Here is a 22,273-nt window from a genome sequence, read left to right on the forward strand (position 1 = left end):
CCACGGTGGGCCGCTCGGTGCTGGAGATGGTCGAGGAACGGGCCACCACCTCGCCCGGTGCCCTCGCCGTGGAGGTCGGCGACACCCGCGTCACGTACGCCGACCTGGACGCCCGGGCCAACCGGCTGGCGCACGAGTTGCGTGCCCGCGGTGTCGGGCCGGAGTCGCTCGTCGCGGTGCTGCTCGACCGGGGCGTGGACCTGGTGGTGGCGCTGCTGGCGGTGTGGAAGGCGGGCGGCGCGTACGTGCCGCTGGACCCGGCCTTCCCCGCCGACCGGGTCGGCCGGATGCTGGCCGATGCCGGCGCCCAGGTGGCAGTCACCCAGGCGTCCTATGTGGAGCGGTTCACCGTGGAGACGGTGCTCCCGGACGCGCCCGGCCGGCCGTCGACGCCGCCGGAGCGGGTGGACGACCTGGACCGGCTCGCGTACGCCATCTTCACGTCCGGCTCGACCGGGCGACCGAAGGGTGTGGCCATCACCCACCGCGGCTTGACGAACCATGTGCAGTGGGCCGCCGAGGTGCTGGCGTCCCGGGGTACGGGCGGGGCGCCGCTGTTCTCGTCGGTGGCGTTCGACCTGGTGGTGCCGAACTTGTGGGCGCCGTTGGTGTCGGGTCAGCGGCTGTGGCTGCTGCCGCCGGACACCGAGTTGGACGGGCTGTCGGCCGCCCTGCGCAAGGCCGCCCCGTTCAGTTTCATCAAGCTGACGCCGGGCCATCTGGAGATCTTGGATCCGTCGTTCGCGTACGCGCCGGTCATCGTGGTCGCGGGTGAGGCGCTGCCCGGCCCGATCGCGGAGAAGTGGCGCCGGGTCCTGGGCGACGGCAACCTCATCAACGAGTACGGCCCGACGGAGGCGTCGGTGGGCACCTGCGTGTTCCCGCTCACCCGCCTCCACGAAGGGATCGTCCCGATCGGACACCCGCTGCCCAACATGACGATGTTCGTGCTCGACGCGAACCTGCGGCCGGTGCCCGCCGGCGTGGTCGGTGAGCTGTACGTCGGCGGCACCGGCGTGGCCCGCGGCTACGTCAACCGCCCCGACCTCACCGCGGAACGGTTCCTGCCCGACCCGTTCGGCTCGGTGGGCGGCCGGCTGTACCGCACCGGCGACCTGGTGCGCTGGTCCGCGGACGGCAGCGTCGAGTTCCTCGGCCGGATCGACGACCAGGTCAAGATCCGGGGCTACCGGGTGGAGTTGGGCGAGATAAGGGCCGTGCTGCTGGACCACCCGGACGTCAAGGACGCTGCCGTCGTCGTCCACGGCGAGCGGATCGTGGCCTACGTGGTCGGCCCGACCGATCTGGCGGCGCACTGTGGACAGTCGCTTCCGGACTACATGGTCCCGTCGGTGTCCGTCGCGGTGGAGTGGATCCCGCTCAACGCCAACGGCAAGGTGGACCGGCGGGCGTTGCCCGACCCGGACGGTGCCGCCGGCGAGCGGCCGTACGTGGCGCCGCATACGCCCGAGCAGGAGCGCATCGCCGCCATCTGGGGCCAGGTGCTGGGCCTGGAGCGGGTGTCCATCGAGGACAGCTTCTTCGACGTGGGTGGCCACTCCATCCGGGCCATCGCGCTCGTCGGCGCGCTGCGCGCGGCCGGGTACGACGCCGGCGTACGGCACGTGTTCGAGCACCGCACGGTGGCCGCGCTGGCCGCCGCGCTCGCCACCACGGCGGCGCCGGCAGCGGAGCCCGCCGGGGTCGCGCCGTTCGCGCTCGTGCCGCCGCAGGTGCGCGCACAGCTGCCGGCGGGCGTTGTCGACGCGTACCCGCTGTCGCAGGTGCAGCTCGGCATGCTCGTCGAGATGTTCGCCGACGAAGGGCTGGCCAAGTACCACAACAGCGCCACGTTCCTCATCCGCGACGGGCGACCGTTCGACGCCGAGGCGCTGCGTGCGGCGGCCCGTACCGTGGTGGGCCGGCACGAGATGCTGCGCACGTCGTTCGACCTCGACCGGTACGGCGTGCCGCTGCAACTCGTCCACGCCGGCGCCGAGCTGCCGGTGACCGTGCGGGACCTGCGCGGCCTGGACGAGGCCGGCCGGGAGGAGGCGGTGCGGGAGCACATCGCGCGGGAGCGGGCCGACCTCTTCGACCTGTCCCGGCCACCGCTGCTGCGGATATCCGCGCTGGTGGAAAGCGACGAGGCGTGGCGGCTCGGCTTCACCCACTGCCACGCCATCACCGAGGGCTGGAGCCAGCACTCGCTGCTGATGGAGGTGCTCGACCTGTACAGCGGCCGGCCCGCCGCCTTCGAGGCGCCATCGGTGCGGTACGCCGACTTCATCGCCGCCGAGCAGGCGTCGCTGGAGTCCACGCAGGACAGTCAATACTGGAAGGACGTCGTCGACGCGTACGCCCCGTGCGTCCTGCCCCCGGACTGGGGCGACGGGCCGGACGCGCCGCGCGCGGACCTCAAGCTGCCGATCGTCTTCCGCGACATCGAGGACAGGCTGCGGGCGCTCGCCACCGACACGGGCACGTCGTTCAAGGCGGTCCTGCTCGCCGCCCACCTCAAGGTGTTGAGCACGGTCACCAGCGAGCCCGCGTTCCACACCGGCGTGCTCTACAGCGCCCGCCCGGAGGCGCCCGGCGCCGAGCGGGTGTACGGCATGTACCTCAACACGCTCCCGTTCGCCCACGACGGCAGCGCCCGGACGTGGCGGGAGCTGGTCCGCCAGGTCTTCGCCCGGGAGGCCGAGGTGTACGCCCACCGCCGCTACCCGCTGCCGGCGATCCAGCGGCAGGCGGGCGGCCACCGGCTCTTCGACATCATGTTCCGCTACCAGGACTTCCACCAGGTCGACACCGGCCGGGTCGACGTCCGGGCCGGGGCCGGCGAGGGCTCCAATGAGTTCACCCTGTCCATCGCCACCCAGCCCGGGTTCCTGGTGCTGCGGGCGATCAGCAACGGGCTCAACCGGGCCGGCGCGGAGCGGCTGGCCGGCACCTACCGGGCGGTGCTGGAGGCGATGGCCGCCGACCCGGACGGCGACGCGCGGGCCGCGTACCTGTCCGAGCCCGACAAGGCACGGCTCCTGCAGGACTGGAACGACACCGAGGTGGAGTGGTGAGTCATGGCTGAGCGCAGGTGCGTCCACGAGGTGTTCGCCGCCGTCGCGGCGGAGCGGCCCGGCGCGGTCGCGGTCCGGTCGGGGGCCGTCGAGGTCAGCTACGGCGAGTTGGAGGCGCGGGCCAACCGGTACGCGCACCACCTGCGCGCCACGGGTGTCGGGCCGGAGTCGCCCGTCGGCGTGCTGGTGAGCCGCGGCCCGGAGACGCTCGCCGTGCTGTTGGGCGTGTGGAAGGCCGGCGGCTGCTACCTGCCGCTGGACGCCGACCTGCCGCCCGAACGCCTCGGCTACATGCTCGCCGCGGCCGGCGCGCGGGTCGTGGTGACCGAGTCCACCCACGCCGGCCTGCTCGCCGACGTGTACGGCGGCGAGTACGTGTGGGCCGACACCGTGGCGGACGGGCCCACCACCGCGCCGCCGCCCACAGTGGACCAGGGCGCGCTCGCGTACACGCTGTTCACCTCCGGCTCGACCGGGCGGCCCAAGGGCGTCCAGGTCACCCACCGGTCGCTGCTCAACCTGCTCTTCTCGATGCGGGTCCGGTTCCGCGCCACCCCGGAGCACGCCTGGCTGGCGGCGACCTCCCTGTCGTTCGACATCTCCCTGGCCGAGCTGTGCCTGCCGCTGGTCAGCGGCGGCCGGGTGGTGCTGGCCGGGGACGGCGAGGCCGGCGACGGGGCCGCCATGCTCGACCTGATCGACCGGCACGGCGTGACCCACGTCCAGGCCACGCCCGCCGGCTGGAAGCTGCTCGTCGAGGCCGGCTTCGACCACCGCCCGGTCGTCGCGGTCACCACCGGCGAGGCGTGCCCGCCCGGCCTCGCCCGCGACCTGCGCCGCCGGGTGTCCACACTGGTCGACCTGTACGGCCCGACCGAGACCACCATCTGGTCCACCGGCTGGGACGTGGCGGGCGACCTCACCACCGTCCCCATCGGACGCCCGATCCACAACACCCGCGTGTACGTCCTCGACGGCAACTTCCAGCCGGTCGCGGTCGGCGTGGTCGGCGAGCTGTTCATCGGCGGGGACGGGGTGGCCCGCGGCTACGTGGGACGCCCCGAGCTGACCGCCGAGCGGTTCCTGCCCGAGCCGTACGGCCCGCACCCGGGCGCGCGCATGTACCGCACCGGCGACCTGGTGCGCTTCCGCCCCGACGGGGAACTGGAGTACCTCGGCCGCGCCGACCACCAGGTGAAGATCCGCGGCTACCGGATCGAGTTGGGCGAGATCGAGGAGCGGCTGCTGCGCCAGCCCGAGGTGCGCGACGCGGTGGTCGTCGCCCGGGAGGACGGCGCCGGGGACAAGTGGCTCGCCGCGTACGTGGTGGGCCACGAGGGCAAGCAGGTCGAGCACGCGCGGCTGCGGGAGTTCCTCGCCGAGTCGCTGCCGCCGTACATGGTGCCGGCCGCGTTCGTGGTGCTCGACGCGTTGCCGCTCAACGCCGCCGGCAAGGTGGACCGCCGGGCGCTGCCCGCGCCGGACCGCGCCGCCCTCGTCGCCGACCGCGAGTACGTCGCACCGCGCACGCCCACCGAGCGGTCCATGGTGGACATCTGCGTCCGGGTGCTCGGCGTGGCCCAGGTGGGCGTGCGGGACCGGCTCGTCGACCTCGGCGCCGACTCGATGCGGATCGTGCACGTGCTCGCGGCGGCCCGGCAGGCGGGGCTCCCGCTGACCCTGCGGATGCTGCTGGACAACGAGACCATCGAGGAGCTGGCGGTCGCGTGCGGCGACGGCGTGACCACCGAACCGGTGCCGGCGCCGCGCCCCCGGCGTACGGCCTTCGACGCCGGGCGGGCCATCTCCGTCGCGATGGAGCTGCACGCGGTCCCCGGGGCCACCGTCGCGCACATCGAGGACGGCGAGATCACGTCCGTCCAGACCTACGGGGTACGCTCCGCCGCCGAACCCCGGCCGGTGACGATGCGTACCCCGTTCCAGGCCGGGTCGATCAGCAAGCACGTGACCGCGTTCCTGGTGCTGCGCCTGGTGGACGACGGCGTGCTCGCACTGGACCGGGACGTCAACCACTACCTCGCCCGGCCGCTCGCCGCACCGCCGGGCAGCGGCTGGTCCGCCAGCCTCCGGCACTGCCTGGCCAACCTGTCCGGCATCGCCGAGACGCCCGCCACCTGGTACGCGCCGCCGGACCCCGTCCCGCCCCTTTCCGACGTACTCGATGGGATTGGTCTGGCTCATCAGCCCGGTGCGGAATTCCGTAAGTCCGGCGGGCAGTGGGCCGTGCTGCAGCAGCTCTTGACCGACGTGACCGGCGAGCCGTTCGCGGACCTGGCGTCGCGGCTGGTCTTCTCCCCGCTCGGCATGCGGGACAGCGGCTTCGCGCCGCCGCTCGGGCACGCGGTGGGCCACGAGGGCGGGCGGCCGCTGGACGGCGGCTACCGCTCCCGCCCGGCGGTGGCCGGCAGCGGCCTGTGGTCCACGGCCGGCGACCTCGCGCAGCTCGCGGTCGAGGTGCGCCGGGCCCAGCACGGCGAGTCGGCGCTGCTGTCGGCGGTGTCCGCGCGGGTGATGCTGACCGAGGCACACCCGGGCAGCTTCTATGGCCTGGGCACGGTGGTGGACTACACCCGGCCGGATCCGGAGATTGGCCACAATGGACAGACGCCGGGCTACCGGGCGATGTCGGCGATCCGACTCGGCTCGGGCGCGGGCTGCGTGGTGCTGACCAACGCCGACTCCGGCAAGGAGATCCACAAGGTGGTCGTCAACGCGGTCACCTAAGGGTTCGTGTCAGGGTTCCGTCTGGGGAACCTCCGGATGTATCGGGGCGACGCTGAGAGGACTCTGTGTGTCATAGAGAAGGGCGGTGAGCGCGATGACCGAGACCACCCGGGCGGAGGCCCTGTTCGCCAGCGACCTGCAGCCCTCCGACCGGCCGACGCCCGCGCAGGTGGCGCGCGCGATCCGGGCGAGCCTGCTGAGCCGTGGCGGCGCCAGGGGGTGCGCGGCCGTGCTGGCCGCCGAGTACGGCGAGCACCCGGAGGCGGCCGCGATCCGCATGCGCTGGGCCCTGGAACTGCTCACCCCGGACGCCGTTCCGGCGCTCGCCGCCTGACCCGTTTACATCTCTAGATAACGGTTGTAGATTACCGTTATCTAGAGGAGGTGCGGGGTGCGCGAAGCGATGCTGGCGCTGCTGGCCAAGGAGCCGGCGCACGGCTATGAGCTGCGACAACGGTTGACACGGGCGCTCGGGTCGGTCGGCGAGGTGCTCAACCCCGGCCAGATCTACGTGACCCTGTCCCGCCTGGAAAAGGCCGGGCTCGTGCGTGGCGTCCAGGTGGAGCAGAGCGCGGCCCCCGACAAGAAGGTGTACGAGGTGACCCCGGCCGGCCGGGACCACGTCGCCGGCTGGCTGATGGACTCCGCCTGGCCCAAGGTGGCACCCACCGAGTTCCACCTCAAGCTGGTGGCCGCCGCGGCCACCGGGCTGGCCGATCCGGTGGCGCTGATCGACGCCCAGCGCCGCGACCTGCTGCGCCGGCTCCGCGAGGTGCAGCGGATCGCGCAGGCCGAGCCGGCCGGCAGCGACGGCGCGCTGATCCTGGAGGGCAGCGCCCTGCGGTTGCAAGCCGACATCCGCTGGCTCGAAGCCTGCGAGCAGCGGTGGACGTCCGGTGAGTGAGCGAGCTGGCGCGGCGGCGTCTGGACTGAGGAGCGCAGCGACGAGGGAAGACGTCGCCTTTGGCGCCGCGCGAGCGAACGAACCCAGGACGTCGAGGAGGCCCGGATGAGCGCGGTTGTCGAGGCGATGGGGTTGAGCCGGTTCTACCCGGGAGACGGGGCTCCGGTGCGGGCGGTCGACGGCGTGGACCTGGTCATCGAGCAGGGCGAGTCGGTCTCGGTGATGGGGCCGAGCGGCTGCGGCAAGTCGACGCTGCTGCACCTGCTCGGCGGGCTGGAGCGGCCCACCGCCGGCGCGGTGGCGATCGCCGGCCAGCGGGCCGACAAACTCTCCGAAGCGGCGTGGGCGCGGTTGCGCCGGCGCAGCATCGGGTTCGTGTTCCAGGCGTTCCACCTGGTCGACGAGCTGTCCGCGGTGGAAAACGTCGAGCTGCCCGCGCTGCTGGTCGGCGCCTCGCGGCGGGCGGCCCGCAAGCGGGCGCTGGAGCTGCTGGAGCGCCTCGGCGTCGCGGACCGCGCGAGCCACCTGCCCGACCGGCTCTCCGGCGGCCAGCGGCAGCGGGTGGCGCTGGCCCGGGCCCTGGTCAACGAGCCGCTGCTGGTGCTGGCCGACGAGCCCACCGGCAACCTGGACAGCCACGCGACCAGCGAGATCCTCAAGCTCTTCGCCGGGCTCCGCGAGGCGCGGCAGACGCTGCTGCTGGTCACGCACGACCCGCGGGCGGCCGCCACCGCCGACCGGCTGCTCACCATGCGCGACGGCGAGATCGTCGAGGACACCCCGCTCGACGGCGGCGTGTCGCGGCAGGCCGTGCTCGCCCAGATCGCCGGCTGGGACGCGTAGCCATGCGGGCCACGAGTCGACTGGTGACCCGCCTGGCCTGGCGCAACCTGCGCCACCGGCCCGGCCAGGCCGCCCTGCTGCTGCTCGCCCTGTGCCTGGCCACCAGCACCCTCAGCGTGGCGCTCGCGGTCCGGGGCGCCGGCGACAACGCCTGGGAACGGGTGTGGCACGCCACCAACGGTGCCCACGTGTCCGCCTTCCTGGCGTACGACCCGGATGACCCGCCGGCCGAGGCGGAGCTGGCGCGGGCCCGCGCGGACCTGGTCGCCCTGGCCACCGCTCCCGGCGTGGTCGCCACCAGCGGACCCTGGACCGAGCTGGTCACCACCGGCGAGATCGGCGGTGACACCAGGGAGGTCGAGGTCCTGGTGCGCCGGTCCGAGCCGGCCGCGGTCGGCCAGCCGCTGCTCACCGCGGGCCAGTGGCTGGACGGCGGCGACGGGGTGGTGCTGGAGGACGGGCTGGCCTCGACCATGAAGGTGCGGCCCGGCGACACCGTCACGATCGCGGGCCACCGCCTGCCCGTACGCGGGGTCGCGACGAGCGTCGCCATCGGCCGGTTCCCGATGTACCAGCCGGCGCGGATCTGGGTCAGCGAGTCCGTCGGCGGCCGGGTCCAGGCGACCGGCGCCCGGTCCTTCGCCTCCTCGATCGAGCTGCGCCTGGCCCACCAGGGCGACGCGGCCGCGTTCGTGGCCGCCCGCGGCGGGGCAGAGCTGGGCCCGTCCTTCTATGTCGGACTGTCCACTTGGGAGCAAAGGCGGGACGCCTCGCACGATGACATGACGGCGTTCGCGGTGGCGATGCTGAGCATCGGCATCCTGCTCGCGGGGCTGACCATCGCCACCGCCGCCGTGCTGGTCGCCGGGCGGATGGCCAGCCAGATCCGGCAGGTCGGCACGCTCAAGGCGGTGGGCGTCACCCCGGGGCAGGTGACCGCCGTGCTGCTCGCGGAGTACCTGGCCCTGGCGGGCATCGCCGCGGCGGTGGGCATCGCCGCCGGGCAGGCGCTTTCTCCGGCGCTGGCGGGCGACTTCTCGCGCAGCCTCTACGGCGCCCCGCAGGCCCCGCCGGTCACCTGGACCCGGGCCGCCGCCGTCGCCGGCATCGCCATCGCCGTGGTGCTGCTGGCCACGGTACGGCCGGCGCTGCGCGGGGCACGGCACAGCACGCTGCGATCCCTCACCACGACCGCCCGGCCACCCCGCCGGGCCAGCCGCCTCGCCCAGTGGGGGAGCCGGGCCGGCCTGCCGCTGCCGGTAGTCCTCGGACTGCGTTCGGCGCTGCGCCGTCCCGGGCGCGCGGTCGCCAACGCCGCCGGCCTCAGCCTCGGCGTCGCCATGGTGATGATCGGTCTCGCGCTGGACAAGGGCATCCAGGACTTCCTGGCGGAGCAGGCGCCCGACACCAGCGCGGTCAGCCGCGAGATCACCGCGCGGGCCATCGACCAACTCGTCACGCTGGTGTACGCCGGAGCCGGCCTGCTGATCGCGCTGGCGGCGGTCAACGCGGTCGTCGTCGCCGTCTTCGCGGCCCGGGACAGCGCCCGCAACCACGCCATCCTGCGTACCGTCGGGGCCACCCCGCGCCAGACCGTGGTCGCCTTCGTGGTCGCCCAACTCGGCGGGTGCCTGCTCGCCTGCGCCGCCGGCATCCCGCTCGGCGTACTGCTCTTCACCCTCGTGGGCGGCGAGGACCTGACCCCGATCAACCTGCCCGCCACCACGTACGCCGCGGTGGCCGTGGTGGTGCCGCTGGCGTACGCGGCGATCGTGGCGGTACCGGCGCGCCTGCTGAGCCGCCGCCCGGTCACCCCGCTGCTGGCGTACGAGTGAGGTGACCCGCTGGCGCGCCCGGCGCCAGCGGGCCATTGAGGACGCTACAGGGCACGCCAGAGGGCGGGGACGTTTGGCGGCTCCCACCCCGGCAGCGAGGTGTGCGCCTGGATGCACTGATACGTCCGGCCGCCGTACGTGACCCGGGCGCCGACCGCGTACGCCACGTATGGCGCCCAGGTGCCGCCCGGCTGCGGGGCGCTGGTGGTCGGGTTGGGGTTGGGTGTGCTGGGTGACGGCGTCGGGGGTTGGGGCTCGGGCTGGTGCTGCCGCCGCCGACCTGCAGGTCGACGCAGGCGTAGAACGCCATGGGGGTGTCCGCGATGTTCCAGATGGCGAGCACCGTCTGCCGCCCGCTGGGCAGGCCGCTGACCGTGTGCGACAAGGTGAACGGCGGTTGCTGGTTGCCCTGGTCGAACTGCGCGATCCGCTGGTTGCCGATGTAGTACTCCCAGGTGGTGGTGCGGTGCGCCGCGGTCAGCCGCCAATTGAACGTCACGGTGCTGCCGACGGAGGTGGCGGGGAAGCGGGAGCTGTCGTTGAGCACCGCGAACTGCGCCAGCCCGCCGTTGCAGCTGCGCAGCCCCTTGGGCCCTTCGACGCTCTGCGGCTCGTACTGGATGGGCCCGCAGTTGGCCACGCGCCCGGTGGCGCACATGTCCTGCCGGCTCGGTGGCGACGTGATCCAGCCGTGCCCGGCGGCTGGGCTCGACGGCAACGCGACCAGCACCAACGGCACGGCCGCGATGCCGCCGGCGATGGCCGCCACCCTTCTGCGTAGGTTCATATACCGCTCCTTCCGGACGGTTCGGACGTTGGTGGCAGGAGGCTACATCGGCCCGTTCCTATTTGTAAATATTGTTAAGAGAAGATGCGCACACTACTCTTAATCTTCTTTACGATTAGGAGTCTCGATGTCGCGGTGGCTTCTCCTGTCACTCCTGCTGCTCGTTGGCTGCTCCGCGGCCCCCGCCGCCCGCCCGTCCACTTCGGACCCGCCAGCGGCGGCGACCGACGTGATGTTCCTGCAGATGCTGTTGCCACACCACCGGCAGGGCGTGGAACTGGCCGGGCTCGGCCGCACCCGTGGCACCCGCACCGACCTGACCCTCCTGGCCGCCGCGATCGAGTCCACCCAGCGCGACGAGGTCGAGACGATGTCCGGCTGGCTGCGCGAGGCCGGCGCCCCGGAAACCGCCCCGCCGGCCACGGACGGCGCCGACCCGCACGCGGCGCACGGCGGGCTGCCCGGCACCAGCGCCGTCGAGATCGCCGCGCTGCACGCCTCCACCGGAACGGAGTTCGAGCGCCGCTTCCTGACCACGATGATGTCCCACCAGGGCGACGCCATCCGCCTGGCCAAAATGGAGCTCGCGAGCGGCAAAGACCCCCGCATCCGCGCCTTCGCCACCCGCATAGAACTCTCCCGCGTGGCCCAGCTGGAGCAAATGCAACACCTGCTCGACACCGCCACCTAGGTGCGTCGTGGCATGGTGGGTGTGTGGGGCAGCCTGTCTTCGTATGTGGGTGCCCGCGGTCCGGGACCACGTTGGTGCAGCTCATGCTGCACGCGCACGCCAGGATCGCGATTCCGCCGGAGACCCGGTTCGTGCTGGAGGCGTACCGGGCCCGGCGCGCGTTCGGAGACCTGCGCGAGAGCGGCGCCCGCCGGGCACTGGCCCGGTGGATCGTCGACCGGCCGGAGACGCGGTTCGCGGACCTCGGCCTATCGGCCGAGGAGACTATCGAGGAGATCACCGCCGGGCCGCCCACGCTGGGCTCCGCGCTGGCCATCCCACTTCAGGGGTACGCCCAGCGGTTCGGCAAGTCGCGGTGGGGTGACAAGCGACCCGCGTACGTCACCAACCTCCCGGCGCTGGCACGGCTCTTCCCGGACGCCCTGTTCGTACACGTGATCCGGGACGGGCGGGACTGCGTCGCCTCCCTCAAACAGATGCCGTGGCACCGGACCGGCATCTACCAGGCGATCTCGGCGTGGGCGCAGGCGGTGGACCACGGCCGGTGGGCGGCCCGGGTCCTGGGTCCCGGCGCCTACCACGAGATCCGGTACGAGCGGCTGGTCACCAACGTCGGGCCGGAACTGGCCGCGCTGTGCCGCTTCCTGCACGAGGAGTACGACCCGGCGATGACCGACCCGGCCGCGCTCGCCACGCTTGCCGTGCCGGACCGGAAGTCCTGGCACGCCCGTACCCGCTCGGCGATCGGCCCCGACCGGATCGGCCGCTGGCGGTCCATCCTCGAACCCTGGGAAGCCGGCCTGTGCGAGGCGGTGCTCGGCGGGCGGCTACGGTCGCTGGGCTACCCGCTCACCGGCGCGCCCCCGCCCCCGGCGGTGCACCGGCTGCGCTACGAACGGGTGGCCGCCCGCCACCGGCTCGCCCCGCTCCGCCGACTCGCGATCCGCGGCCACGACCGCCTCCCGCTGACAACCCCGCTCGCCTACCGCCCGTGCGACTAACCCCGTACCCACGCCCAGCTCACCCCGTACCCCCTCCCGCCCCGACCCTCGCACGGCGGCCCTCGCACGGCGGCCCTCGCACGGCGGCCCTTGCGGCCCGGCTCCGCGCGGCGGCCGCTCGCGGCGCGGCCCCCGCGCCGCGTCGATCAAGGACTTTGCCGTCGATCAAGGGCAAACGGTCGTGCTTCGATCTCCAAACCACGGCCGTATGCCCTTGATCGACGGCGAAGTCCTTGATCGCGGCGTGCGGGCCGAGGGCGGGGCGCGGTGGGCGAGTGGCGCGGGTCCGCGCGGCGGCGGCTCGCGGCGTGGATCACGTGCCGTGGCCCGTGCGGCCCGGGCCCTTGCGGCGTGCGTCGATCAAGGATTTCCGCGTCGATCAAGGGCGGATGGTCGTGGTTTGGAGATCGAAGCACGGCCGTATGCCCTTGATCGGCGGCGTGGTCCTTGATCGACGCGGCGTGCGGGCCGAGGGCCGGCGCGCGGTGGGCGACTGGCGTGGGTCCGCGCGGCGGCGGCCCGCGTGCCGTGGCCCGCGTGCCGTGGCCCGCGCGGCGCGGGCCTTCGCGGCGTGCGTCGATCAAGGATTTCCGCGTCGATCAAGGGCATACGGCCGTGGTTTGGAGATCGAAGCACGACCATTCGCCCTTGATCGACGGCGAAGTCCTTGATCGACGCACGCCAGCGGGAGGCGCGAAGCGCGCGGCGGAGGCGGGAGGCGCGGGGCGGGAGGCGGGAGGCGGGAGGGTGGGCGTGAGGATTGTGTGGGGTGGTGGTGGGGTTACGGGCGGTAGCGGGACGGAGGGGAGGAGGGGCGGGGCCTAGGGTGGGGGCTAGCCAGCGGGTGTACAGGGCGGTCCAGGTGCCGTTGGCGCGCAGGTCGTCGAGGACGCCGTTGACGAAGCGGACGAAGTCGGGCGCCGTGCGGGAGAACGCCAACCCGTGCGGCTCGTCGGTGAAGCGCGGCCCGACGATCCTGGTGGTCGGGTCCTGGGCGGCCAGGCCGGCGAGCACGTTGTCGGTGGTGGAGATGGCGTCCACCTGGCCCTGCTGGAGCAGCACCAGGCAGTCGGTCCAGTCGACGGCGGAGATGGCGACCGGCTTCGACGGCGCGTCGATGACGGCCTGGATCGAGGTGGTGTTCGCGGCCGAGCAGACGCGCTTGCCGCCCAGGTCGTCGATGCCCTTGACGGTGGAGCCTTCCGGCACCAGTACGCGCTGGCCGGAGTCCAGGTAGTTGGTGGAGAACTCGACCAGCTCGCGGCGCGCGCAGGTGATCGTCATCGAGTTGGCGACCAGGTCGACCTGGCCGTTGACCGCGGTGAGCCGTTCCGCCTGGGTGACCACCCGGTACTGCACCTTCTCGGCGTCGCCGAAGATGGCCTTGGCGATCTCGCGTACCAGGTCGATGTCGAAGCCGGCCAGCTTGCCGGTGAACGGGTCGCGGAAGCCGAACAGGTAGTTGTTCTGGTCGACGCCGGCGATCAGCCGGCCGCGCGCCCGGATCTTCTCCACAGTGGAGCCATCGGTGCCGTCCGGGCGCAGGCTGGCCCGCGGATCGCAGGCCGGCTCGGGCGGCACGGCGCTCGGCGCGACCGCCGGGTCGCGGACGCCCAGCGGCACCGGCGGCTGTGCTGAGGAATCCACAGGGGACACCGGGCGGCCGGGGGAGCAGGCGCCGAGGAGAAGCGCGACGGCCGCGACCCACAGCACTCGGAACATCGCCCCAGGCTAGATCGACGGCGCAAATCGGGGGAGGGTGACCCGCACCGCCAGGCCGCCGCCGTCCCGGGGTTCGGCGGTCACCTCGCCGCCGTGCGCCCGGGCGACCGCGCGGACGATGGACAGGCCCAGGCCGGCGCCGCGGTCGTGGCTGACCCGCTCGGTGCCGTACCGGCGGAAGGGCTCGAAGAGGCCGGGTACCTCGTACCGGGGGACGACCGGGCCGGTGTTGGTGACGGTGAGCTCGACGAGGCCGTTCGGCAGCGCGCGGCAGGCCACCCGGACCCAGCCGTCGGGCTTGGTGTTGTGCCGGATGCCGTTCTCCACCAGGTTCTGCACGAGCCGTTCCAGCAGCACCGCGTCGCCGAGCGTGACCGCCTCCGCGGTCTCGGCACCGACGGTGATGCCGTCCGGCTCGGCCTGGGAGACCGTGTGCTCGACGATGTCGGCCAGGTCGACCGGTGCCTGGTCGACCAGCTCGTTTTCCGAGCGGGCCAGCAGGAGCAGCCCGTTGATGAGCCGCTCGTGCCGGGCGTTGATGTCCAGCAGCATGTCGGTGAGCTGCCGGACCTCGGGCGTGGTGGCGGTGCGGTGGGCGGCGTATTCGAGCACCGCCCGGCCCAGGGTCAGCGGGGTGCGCAGTTCGTGCGAGGCGTTCGCGACGAAGCGCCGCTGGCCGTCGAAGGAGCGGTCGAGGCGTTCGATCATCGCGTCGAACATGTCGGCCAGCTCCTTGACCTCGTCGCGCGGGCCGGGGAGCGCGATCCGCTCGTGCAGGCCGCGGTCGGCGGCGGGCGCGGCGGCGATCCGCCGGGCGGTGTCGGTGATGCGGTGCAGCGGGTGCAGCGCCCGCCCGGCGAGCAGCCAGCTGAAGGCGACGCCGACGGCGGTGACCACGATGAGTGCGATGCCGCCCTGGGTGAGCAGGTCGTGCAGCGCGGTCTCGCGTAGCTTGTCCGGCAGGTCGGCGGCGGAGTAGTACGCGTCGAGCGGGTCGGTGCCGTCGATCGGGCCGGTCTTGGTGGCCAGGATCTTCACCCCGCTGCGCCGCCCGACCAGGACGTACGTCAGAGCCAGCAGCACGGTGCCGGCGGCGAGCAGGAGCGCGCCGTACAGGACGGTGAGGCGGGTGCGTAGCGTCAAACGGCTCATTGGATCCGATATCCTTCACCCGGGATCGTTTCGACAACCGCGGGGTCGCCGAGCTTGCGGCGCAGCTTGAGGATCGTCACCCGGACCGCGGCGGTGAACGGGTCGGCGTGCTCGTCCCACACCTTCTCCAGCAGCTGCTCGGCGCTCACCACCGCCCCCTCGGCACGCATCAGCTCCGCCAGCATCGCGAACTCCTTGCGGGACAGCGGGACGTACCGGCCGTGCCGGTACACCTCCCGGCGGGGCAGGTCGAGCGTGATACCGGCCCGGGTCAGCACCGGCGGCGCCGCCGGGCGCGAGCGCCGGCCCAGCGCCAGCACGCGGGCCGCCAGTTCCGGAAACGCGAACGGCTTGGGCAGGTAGTCGTCGGCGCCGAGGGACAGGCCGGCGACCCGGTCGCCCACCTCGGCGGCCGCGGTCAGCATCAGCACCCGGGTGTCCGCCCGGGAGTCGACCACCGCCCGGCACACGTCGTCGCCGTGCACGATGGGCAGGTCCCGGTCGAGCACGACCACGTCGTAGTCGTTCACGGCCAGCCGTTCCAGCGCGGCGTCGCCGTCGTACACGATGTCCACGGCGTGGGCCTCGCCCCGCAGCCACCGCGCGATCACGTCGGCGAGCAGCCGCTCGTCCTCCACCACCAGTACGCGCATGAGATCAATAATTACCCACCGTGATGTTCTCTCCGCGTTAAGGCCGGCGGAAACCGCCCGGTAACGCCCCGCCGCGTGTACTGCCTCCCGACACCGACATCGGTTGTGGAGGAGAAACGACGTGTTGAGACGACGCATTGCTTGGACGATCGCCGCGCTGGCGCTCGCCCTGGGACCCGCGGCCTGCGGGGGCGAGGACGGCGGCGACGGCATCGCCACCGCCGGCGGTGCCAGCGGCGGCCCGAGCGCCAGCGCCAGCGCCGCGGCCGGGAACGCGGACGAGCAGAACCTGAAGTTCGTGGAGTGCATGCGGGGCGAGGGCATCGAGATGGAGGACCCGGAGCCCGGCGGCGGCACCCAGATCCGGATCCGCGGCGGCGACCCGGCGAAGGCGGACGCCGCGATGCAGAAGTGCCGCCAGTATCTGCCCAACGGCGGCGAGCAGACCCGGATGAGCCCCGAGGACATCGAAAAGGCCCGCCAGTACTCCAAGTGCATGCGCGACAACGGCGTGCCGGCGTTCCCCGACCCCGACCCGGAGACCGGCGGCATCATGCTGCGGGCCGGGCCGGACAGCGGCCTCGACCCGAACTCGGCGGAGTTCGCCGCGGCCCAGAAGAAGTGCGAGCAGCTGCGCCCGCGCCGGCCCGGGAGTGGCGGATGAGCCGGCGACGGCGGCGGGCCCCGGTGGCGCTGGCGGCCGGCGTCGCGGTGGTCGCGGTCGGCGGCGCGGCGGCGGCCACCGGATTCGGCGGCGGCGACGCGGGTACGGCGGGGAGCAGCGCGCTGCCACCCGCCACCTCCACGGTGCAGAAGTCCACATTGGTGGATGCCGATACCGTGGACGGCACCCTCGGCTACGGCACCGAGACGGCGGTGACCGGCCGGCTCGGCGGCACGGTGACCTGGCTGCCCGAGGAGGGTGCCACCGTACGGCCGGGCCAGAAGCTGTACACGGTGGACGACAAGCCGGTCCTGCTGATGCGCGGCACCCTGCCCATGTACCGCAACCTGGCGCCGGGCGTCGAGGGCACGGACGTCAAGCAGTTCGAGCAGAACCTGTCCGCCCTCGGGTACGACGGGTTCACCGTGGACGACGAGTACACCGACTCGACCGCCGCGGCGGTCGAGGAGTGGCAGGAGGATCTAGGCCTGCCGGAGACCGGCGTGGTGGAGCCCGGCCGGATCGTGTACGCGCCAGGGACCGTGCGGGTGTACGACGTCCAAGCGCAGGTCGGCGCCGGCGCGGGCCCCGGCCAGCAGGTGCTCGCGCTGACCGGCACCACCCGGGTGGTCACCGTCGAGCTGGACATCGACCAGCAACGCCTCGCGGCCAAGGGCAGCGCGGTGTCGGTGGAGCTGCCGGACGGCAAGACGGTGCCGGGCAAGGTGTCCGATGTGGACACCATCATCGACCTCGGGTCGGGTGGCGCGGGCAACGACGAGCCGGAGACCAAGCTGGAGGTCACCGTCGCGCTGACCGACCAGAAGAGCCTCGGCACGCTCGACCGGGCCACAGTGGACGTCACGTTCACCGCCGAGAAGCGCGAGGGAGTGCTCAGCGTGCCGGTGTCGGCCCTGCTCGCGCTGGCCGAGGGCGGGTACGGCGTCCAGGTGGTCGAGGGCACGGGCACCCGCATCGTGCCGGTCGAGGTGGGCATGTTCTCGGGCGGCCGGGTGGAGGTGCGCGGCGAGGGCCTGGCCGAGGGCATGACCGTGGGCACCGCCTCATGACCGCCCACGTCTTGGAGCTCGACGACGTGACGAAGACGTACCCGGGCGGGGTCGCGGCCGTGCGCGGTGTCTGCCTGGCGGTCGGCCGCGGCGAGCTCGTGGCGATCGTCGGCCCGTCCGGGTCCGGGAAGTCCACGATGCTGCACCTGATCGGCACGCTGGACCGGCCGTCGTCCGGGACGGTACGCGTCGACGGGTACGACGTGGCCCGGCTGACCGACCGGCAGCTGTCCGCGCTGCGGGCGTCCCGGATCGGGTTCGTGTTCCAGCAGTTCCACCTCGGCGCGGGGGTTCCCGCCGTGGACAACGTCGCCGACGGCCTGCTCTACACCGGCGTGCCCCGGCGGGAACGGCGGCGGCGGGCGGCCGCCGCGCTGGAGCGGGTGGGCCTGGCGCACCGGCTGGAGCACCGTCCACATGAGATGTCCGGCGGGGAGCGGCAGCGGGTCGCGATCGCTCGGGCGGTCGTGGGGGAGCCGGCGCTGCTGCTGGCCGACGAGCCCACCGGCAACCTCGACTCCGCCTCCGGGGCGGCGGTGATGGGCCTGCTGCGTGAGCTCAACGCCGCCGGCACCACGGTCGTCGTGATCACCCATGACCGGGAGATCGCGGCGAGCCTGCCGCGCCAGGTGGGCATGCGTGACGGGCAGGTGGAGTCGTGAGTGAGATGAAGCCGGCACGGTTGGCGTTCGCGGACGTGGTCCGGGTGGGCGGCGCCGGCCTGCGCACCCGCCCGTTGCGCGCGGTCCTTTCGGCGCTGGGCATCGCGATCGGCATCGCCGCGATGATCGCGGTGGTCGGGGTGTCCACGTCCAGCCGTGCGGACCTGGCGCGGACGCTGGAGCAGCTGGGCACCAACCTGCTCACCGCCGGGCCGGGCAACGACCTGTTCGGCGAGCCGGCCACCTTGCCCACCGAGTCGATCGAGATGATCGGGCGGATCGGCCCGGTGACGGCGGTGTCCGCGACCGGCCGGGTGCCGGACGCGAAGGTGTACCGCTCGGACCGGATCCCGGAGATCGAGACGAACGGCCTGCTGTGCGTGGCCGCCCGCCTCGACCTGCTGTCCACAGTGGGCGCCACGGTCGCCAACGGCACGTGGTTCAACGCGGCGACGGCGAAGTACCCGGCCGTCGTGCTCGGCAGCACGGCCGCGGCCCGGTTGGGCGTCGGCGCCGCGGGCGAGGACGTCCAGGTGTACGTCGGCGGGAAGTGGTTCACGGTGCTGGGCGTGCTCGCCCCGGTGGCGCTGGCGCCGGAGCTGGACACGGCCGCGCTGCTGGGCTGGCCGGCAGCGGAGTCCTATCTGGACTTCGACGGGCACCCGACGACCGTCTACACGCGCGCCAACGAGCCGGCCGTCGAGGCCGTACGCGAGGTGCTGGCGGCCACCGCGAACCCGGAGGCGCCCAGCGAGGTCAAGGTGTCCCGGCCGTCCGACGCGCTCGCCGCGAAGCAGGCCGCCGACCGGGCGTTCACCGGCCTGCTGCTCGGTTTGGGCGCGGTGGCCCTGCTGGTGGGCGGCGTCGGCGTGGCGAACACGATGGTGATCTCGGTGCTCGAACGGCGGGCCGAGATCGGGCTGCGCCGCTCGCTGGGGGCGACCCGGGGCCAGATCCGGGTGCAGTTCCTGGCCGAGTCGCTGCTGCTGTCGGCGCTCGGCGGGGCCGGCGGGGTGGCACTGGGCATCGCGGTCACCACCGCGTACGCCACCACGCAGGACTGGCCGACCGTGGTGCCGCCGTGGGCGATGGCAGGCGGGGTCGGCGCCACGCTGTTCATCGGCGCGCTCGCCGGGCTGTACCCGGCGATCCGGGCCGCGCGGCTGGCCCCCACGGAGGCGCTGGCGACGCCGTAGAAAGCCGTCACGAACCGGGCCGGCGGGGGAGCCAGAACTCCACTTCGGTGCCCTCGCCGGGCCGGCTCGTGACCGTGGTGGCGCCGCCGAGGTCGGCGATCCGGCCGCGCATCGACTGGGCCACGCCCAGCCGGCCGGCCTCGGCGGCCTCCGCCAACCGCCCCTCCGGGATGCCGAGCCCGTCGTCGCGCACGGTCACGCGTACCCCGTCCGGCTCGTCCTCGACGAGCACCCACGCCTGCGCCGTCGGCCCGGCGTGCCGGGCCACGTTGTCCAGCGCGGCCGCGACCGCCGCGCGGACCTCCTGGGCGGCGTGCGCCGGCAGGTCGACGGCGTTGGCGGGGACGGCGAAGTGGACGGTGGGCGAGGCCAGGTCGGCCAGTGCCGTGCGCAGGTCCGCGCGGTCCCGGCCGCCGCCCGGTGCCGCCTCGCTGCTGATCAACGTGCGCAGCGCCGCCTCCTGGTCGCCCGCGAGCTCGGCCAGCTCGGTGCCGCGCTCGCCCAGTTCGGGACCGTGCCGCTGCATGAGCGCGAGCACCTGCAGCACGCCGTCGTGGATCGGCCGGGCGAGCCTGTTCCGCTCGGCCTCGGCCGCCTCCCGGCGTACCAGTTCGGTCATCCGGCGCTCGGCCCGGCGGGCCGCGAAAAGCTCGGCCAGGGCGAGCCCGCCGAGGCCGGCCGCGGCGACCAGCATCAGGGTCGCGGACGAGGTGATGTGGCGCACCGGTTCGAGGACGTCCGACGCGTACCCGCCGGCGGCGTCCAGGTAGGTGACCTGCAGGAGCTGCTGGCCGCCGAGCGTCATCGCGGCGACGACGAAGCCGAGCACGGCCGGTGCGGCGCCGCGCTTGGCCAGCACCGGCGTGACGGCGCCGATGAGCGCGGTCGCGGTCGCGGCGATCAGGATGAGCAGGAGCGCGCCGACCAGTTCCGTGCGGCGGGTGACCAGCTTCTCCGGATCGCCGGACGTGCCGGCGTAGAGGATGAAGCACACCGCCGCGGCCAGCACGGCGAGCGCCGCGGCGATCGGTATCCGCCAGCGCAGGGCCGCGGCGACCGCGCCCAGGGCCACGCCCGCCAGCGCCGCGAACCACCGCGTCGGGTGCGCCATGGCCAGCGCGAACGCGGCGAGGAGCAGCGGCGCGACGAGGGCGACCTGGGCGACGGCGGCGGTGAGCCCGCCGGCCAGCGACCAGGCGCCGGCGGCGGCCGCGAGGATGACGGCGGCCACCAGGATGGCCAGGCCGATGGCGGCCAGCAGGGCGCGCGGGTGCCGGTAGAGGCTGCCCGGCATGAGGTCCAGGATCCGTTCGGTACGCCCCGAGGTGAGCAGCCACGCGAACACGCCGACGCCGGCCGCGAGCCCGCCGGCCAGCACGTACCGGGACCGCTGCCAGCCCCAACCGCTCAGCCCCGCGTCCGGATCCCCATCGCGGTACGCGACAAGGGCCGGGATCGCGCCGGCCAGGCCCACCACGGTCAGCACCGCGTGGGACGCCTTCAGCCCGGGTGGCATGGTCAGCCACACGGCGCCGACCTGGAACGCGCCGAAGAGCTGCGCGCCGGCGGCGGTACCCCCGACGGCCGCGCCCCACCCGACGTCACCGCCGCGTACCAGTGACTGGGCGGCGGCCAGCACACCGATCAGCGCCAGCGGTACGGCGGCGCGCTGCAGGTAGCTGACCGACACGCCGCCGGGCCAGGAGGACAGCTCGGCGGCCAGCCGGGGCAGGCTCAGCAGCCCGGCGGCGAGCAGCAGGTACGGCCAGAAGCGCAGCAGGCACAGCCCGGCCAGGGCGGCCACCGTCGACACGAGCAGCGGCTTCCACCAGCCGGGGTCCCCGTTGCTGGCCAGTGTCGGCCCCAGGAACGGGGTGTACATCTGGTAGCCCGGCGAGGCGGCCACGGCGAGGAGGGCGCAGCCGGACAGACCCGCGACGGCGGTGGGTAAACGCATGCCGGAGATCTTCTTCGATCCGGCGCTCCGGCGACAGTGCCCAAATACTCAGACGCGGCCTAAGTACTTTTCATCAGGCCCGGGACAGAGTAACGTCCGCACCGGCCAATCTTTCCTCTGATTGACCTAAAGTTCAGAGCTTCGCAACCGAAGTTACTCCCGCACCGGCATCCGAGGCCCGATGGCAAGGGCCTCGCGCACCCGGATCCGGCGCGGGTGGGCCTGCGGACGCGGCGCTCTCTCCCCGTCGGCCGTTGGCACCAGCCGGCGAAACGCCTGGTCACCGTGACCGGGCGCTCGCCCGTACGCCCGACCGAGGAGGCGTCCCCACCATGTGCTTCACCCACTCCGCTTCATCGCACCCATCTGTGAGCCGCCGCGGCGTGCTGCGCGCCGCCACCGTCGGCGCCGCTGCCGTCGGCGCGGCCGGCCTGCTCGCGACCCCCGCCCAGGCCGGCGGATCGGGGCACGGCGGCGGCTCCCGTCGCATCTCGAACGACCGGATCAGCGTCCAGCTCTACACCCTGCGGGACCAGCTCGCGATCGACCTCGACGGCACGCTCGCGGCGCTGCGCCAGATCGGGTACCGGAAGGTCGAGGCCGCGGGATTCGTCGGGCGCACCGCCACGCAGTTCCGGGCCGCGCTCGACAAGGCCGGCCTGCGCGCCACCTCCGGGCACTTCGGCATCCCGCAGCCGTTCGACGCGGCCGCGTGGCAGGCCACGCTCGCCGACGCCCGCACGCTCGGCAGCCGGTACATCGTGCACCCGTTCTTCGGGCTCGACTTCTCCAACGGGCAGCCGGTCCGCTCCTCGGCCACCTACCGGGCGTTCGCCCGCGACCTCAACCGCGCCGGGGCGCTGGCGAAGAAGTCCGGCCTCCAGTTCGGGTACCACAACCACCACTTCGAGTTCTTCCGGCTGGACGGCGGCTCGCGCACCGGCTTCGACGTCCTGGTCGAGGAGACCGACCCGGACCTCGTGCACCTGGAGGTGGACCTCTTCTGGGCCACCCGCGGCGCGCACGACCCGGTCGACATCATCAAGGCCAACAAGGGCCGGGTCCGGCAGTTCCACGTCAAGGACCTCAACGCGAACGGCAGCTTCGAGGACGCCGGGCAGGGCCTCATCGACTTCCCGCGGATCTTCGCGCACGAGAAGGAGGCGGGCCTGGCCGAGTTCATCGTGGAGCGCGACGACGCCGGCACGGCACCCCGTACACCGGCCGACGCGCTGAAGACCGCCAAGGTCGCCTTCGACTACCTCGCGGCCGTCCGGTACTAAGGGCGCGGGCATGAGAAGACTAGCCATCCCG

At 73.5% G+C, this 22,273-nt stretch carries 17 protein-coding genes and 1 pseudogene; 13 read left to right on the forward strand and 5 right to left on the reverse strand.

Features of this window, described 5'->3' with window-relative positions; translation table 11 throughout:
- Positions 1 to 26: 26 nt before the first annotated feature.
- The 6 genes from Prum_RS37285 to Prum_RS37310 all read left to right on the forward strand — a co-directional run bounded on the left by Prum_RS37285 (position 27) and on the right by Prum_RS37310 (position 9,404).
- The gene (locus Prum_RS37285; protein ID WP_246278680.1) at positions 27 to 3,077 is read left to right on the forward strand and encodes a non-ribosomal peptide synthetase; all 3,051 of its coding nucleotides are present in this window, start codon (positions 27 to 29) and stop codon (positions 3,075 to 3,077) included.
- Positions 3,078 to 3,080: 3 nt separating this feature from the next.
- Entirely contained in the window at positions 3,081 to 5,822 is a 2,742-nt protein-coding gene (locus Prum_RS37290) for a non-ribosomal peptide synthetase (RefSeq protein ID WP_173081288.1), read from the forward strand.
- Positions 5,823 to 5,916: 94 nt separating this feature from the next.
- Positions 5,917 to 6,156, forward strand: a complete 240-nt coding sequence (locus Prum_RS37295; RefSeq protein ID WP_173081290.1) for a hypothetical protein — start codon at positions 5,917 to 5,919, stop codon at positions 6,154 to 6,156.
- A 57-nt stretch (positions 6,157 to 6,213) separates the two neighbouring features.
- The gene (locus Prum_RS37300; protein WP_173081298.1) at positions 6,214 to 6,726 is read left to right on the forward strand and encodes a PadR family transcriptional regulator; all 513 of its coding nucleotides are present in this window, start codon (positions 6,214 to 6,216) and stop codon (positions 6,724 to 6,726) included.
- Between the two features lie 126 nt (positions 6,727 to 6,852).
- On the forward strand, positions 6,853 to 7,569 hold the full coding sequence (locus Prum_RS37305; RefSeq protein ID WP_218577800.1) for an ABC transporter ATP-binding protein: 717 nt from the start codon (positions 6,853 to 6,855) through the stop codon (positions 7,567 to 7,569).
- A gap of 23 nt (positions 7,570 to 7,592) precedes the next feature.
- Positions 7,593 to 9,404 carry an FtsX-like permease family protein gene (locus Prum_RS37310; RefSeq protein WP_173081304.1) on the forward strand — a complete coding sequence of 604 codons (1,812 nt, stop codon included), beginning with the start codon at positions 7,593 to 7,595 and terminating at the stop codon, positions 9,402 to 9,404.
- Positions 9,405 to 9,448: 44 nt separating this feature from the next.
- Here the strand turns inward: Prum_RS37310 and Prum_RS37315 are convergent.
- Positions 9,449 to 10,191 (reverse strand): annotated as a pseudogene (locus tag Prum_RS37315) (lytic polysaccharide monooxygenase).
- Positions 10,192 to 10,318: 127 nt separating this feature from the next.
- Here Prum_RS37315 and Prum_RS37320 point away from each other — a divergent pair.
- Together Prum_RS37320 and Prum_RS37325 are read left to right on the forward strand one after the other, a co-directional pair.
- On the forward strand, positions 10,319 to 10,882 hold the full coding sequence (locus Prum_RS37320; RefSeq protein ID WP_173081306.1) for a DUF305 domain-containing protein: 564 nt from the start codon (positions 10,319 to 10,321) through the stop codon (positions 10,880 to 10,882).
- 23 nt (positions 10,883 to 10,905) lie between these two features.
- The gene (locus Prum_RS37325; RefSeq protein ID WP_173081308.1) at positions 10,906 to 11,883 is read left to right on the forward strand and encodes a sulfotransferase family protein; all 978 of its coding nucleotides are present in this window, start codon (positions 10,906 to 10,908) and stop codon (positions 11,881 to 11,883) included.
- A gap of 360 nt (positions 11,884 to 12,243) precedes the next feature.
- Here Prum_RS37325 and Prum_RS37330 read toward each other — a convergent pair whose 3' ends face one another.
- From Prum_RS37330 to Prum_RS37340, 3 genes are read right to left on the reverse strand one after another with little or no spacing between them, the layout of a single operon-like run.
- A complete protein-coding gene (locus Prum_RS37330; protein ID WP_173081310.1) occupies positions 12,244 to 13,605 on the reverse strand; it encodes a glutamate ABC transporter substrate-binding protein in 1,362 nt (453 codons plus the stop codon).
- A 9-nt stretch (positions 13,606 to 13,614) separates the two neighbouring features.
- Positions 13,615 to 14,757 carry a sensor histidine kinase gene (locus Prum_RS37335; RefSeq protein WP_173081312.1) on the reverse strand — a complete coding sequence of 381 codons (1,143 nt, stop codon included), beginning with the start codon at positions 14,755 to 14,757 and terminating at the stop codon, positions 13,615 to 13,617.
- Complete coding sequence (locus Prum_RS37340; RefSeq protein WP_173081314.1) at positions 14,754 to 15,410, reverse strand: response regulator transcription factor; 657 nt, start codon at positions 15,408 to 15,410, stop codon at positions 14,754 to 14,756. Before Prum_RS37340 ends, Prum_RS37335 begins: the two co-directional genes overlap by 4 nt.
- Before the next feature lie 121 nt (positions 15,411 to 15,531).
- Between Prum_RS37340 and Prum_RS37345 the strand changes: the two genes are divergently transcribed.
- From Prum_RS37345 to Prum_RS37360, 4 genes are read left to right on the forward strand one after another with little or no spacing between them, the layout of a single operon-like run.
- Positions 15,532 to 16,074, forward strand: a complete 543-nt coding sequence (locus Prum_RS37345) for a hypothetical protein (protein ID WP_173081316.1) — start codon at positions 15,532 to 15,534, stop codon at positions 16,072 to 16,074.
- Positions 16,071 to 17,144, forward strand: a complete 1,074-nt coding sequence (locus Prum_RS37350) for an efflux RND transporter periplasmic adaptor subunit (RefSeq protein ID WP_173081324.1) — start codon at positions 16,071 to 16,073, stop codon at positions 17,142 to 17,144. The genes Prum_RS37345 and Prum_RS37350 overlap by 4 nt, the downstream gene beginning before the upstream one ends.
- On the forward strand, positions 17,141 to 17,806 hold the full coding sequence (locus tag Prum_RS37355; protein ID WP_173081326.1) for an ABC transporter ATP-binding protein: 666 nt from the start codon (positions 17,141 to 17,143) through the stop codon (positions 17,804 to 17,806). Before Prum_RS37350 ends, Prum_RS37355 begins: the two co-directional genes overlap by 4 nt.
- Positions 17,807 to 17,811: 5 nt before the next feature.
- The gene (locus Prum_RS37360) at positions 17,812 to 19,002 is read left to right on the forward strand and encodes an ABC transporter permease (RefSeq protein ID WP_173084597.1); all 1,191 of its coding nucleotides are present in this window, start codon (positions 17,812 to 17,814) and stop codon (positions 19,000 to 19,002) included.
- 7 nt (positions 19,003 to 19,009) lie between these two features.
- Here Prum_RS37360 and Prum_RS50095 read toward each other — a convergent pair whose 3' ends face one another.
- A complete protein-coding gene (locus tag Prum_RS50095) occupies positions 19,010 to 20,959 on the reverse strand; it encodes a sensor histidine kinase (RefSeq protein WP_218577552.1) in 1,950 nt (649 codons plus the stop codon).
- A 368-nt stretch (positions 20,960 to 21,327) separates the two neighbouring features.
- Between Prum_RS50095 and Prum_RS37370 the strand changes: the two genes are divergently transcribed.
- Entirely contained in the window at positions 21,328 to 22,242 is a 915-nt protein-coding gene (locus Prum_RS37370) for a sugar phosphate isomerase/epimerase family protein (protein WP_246278350.1), read from the forward strand.
- The last annotated feature ends 31 nt before the right edge of the window (positions 22,243 to 22,273 follow it).

The sequence above is a fragment of the Phytohabitans rumicis genome, from assembly GCF_011764445.1.
Taxonomy (GTDB): Bacteria; Actinomycetota; Actinomycetes; order Mycobacteriales; family Micromonosporaceae; genus Phytohabitans; species Phytohabitans rumicis.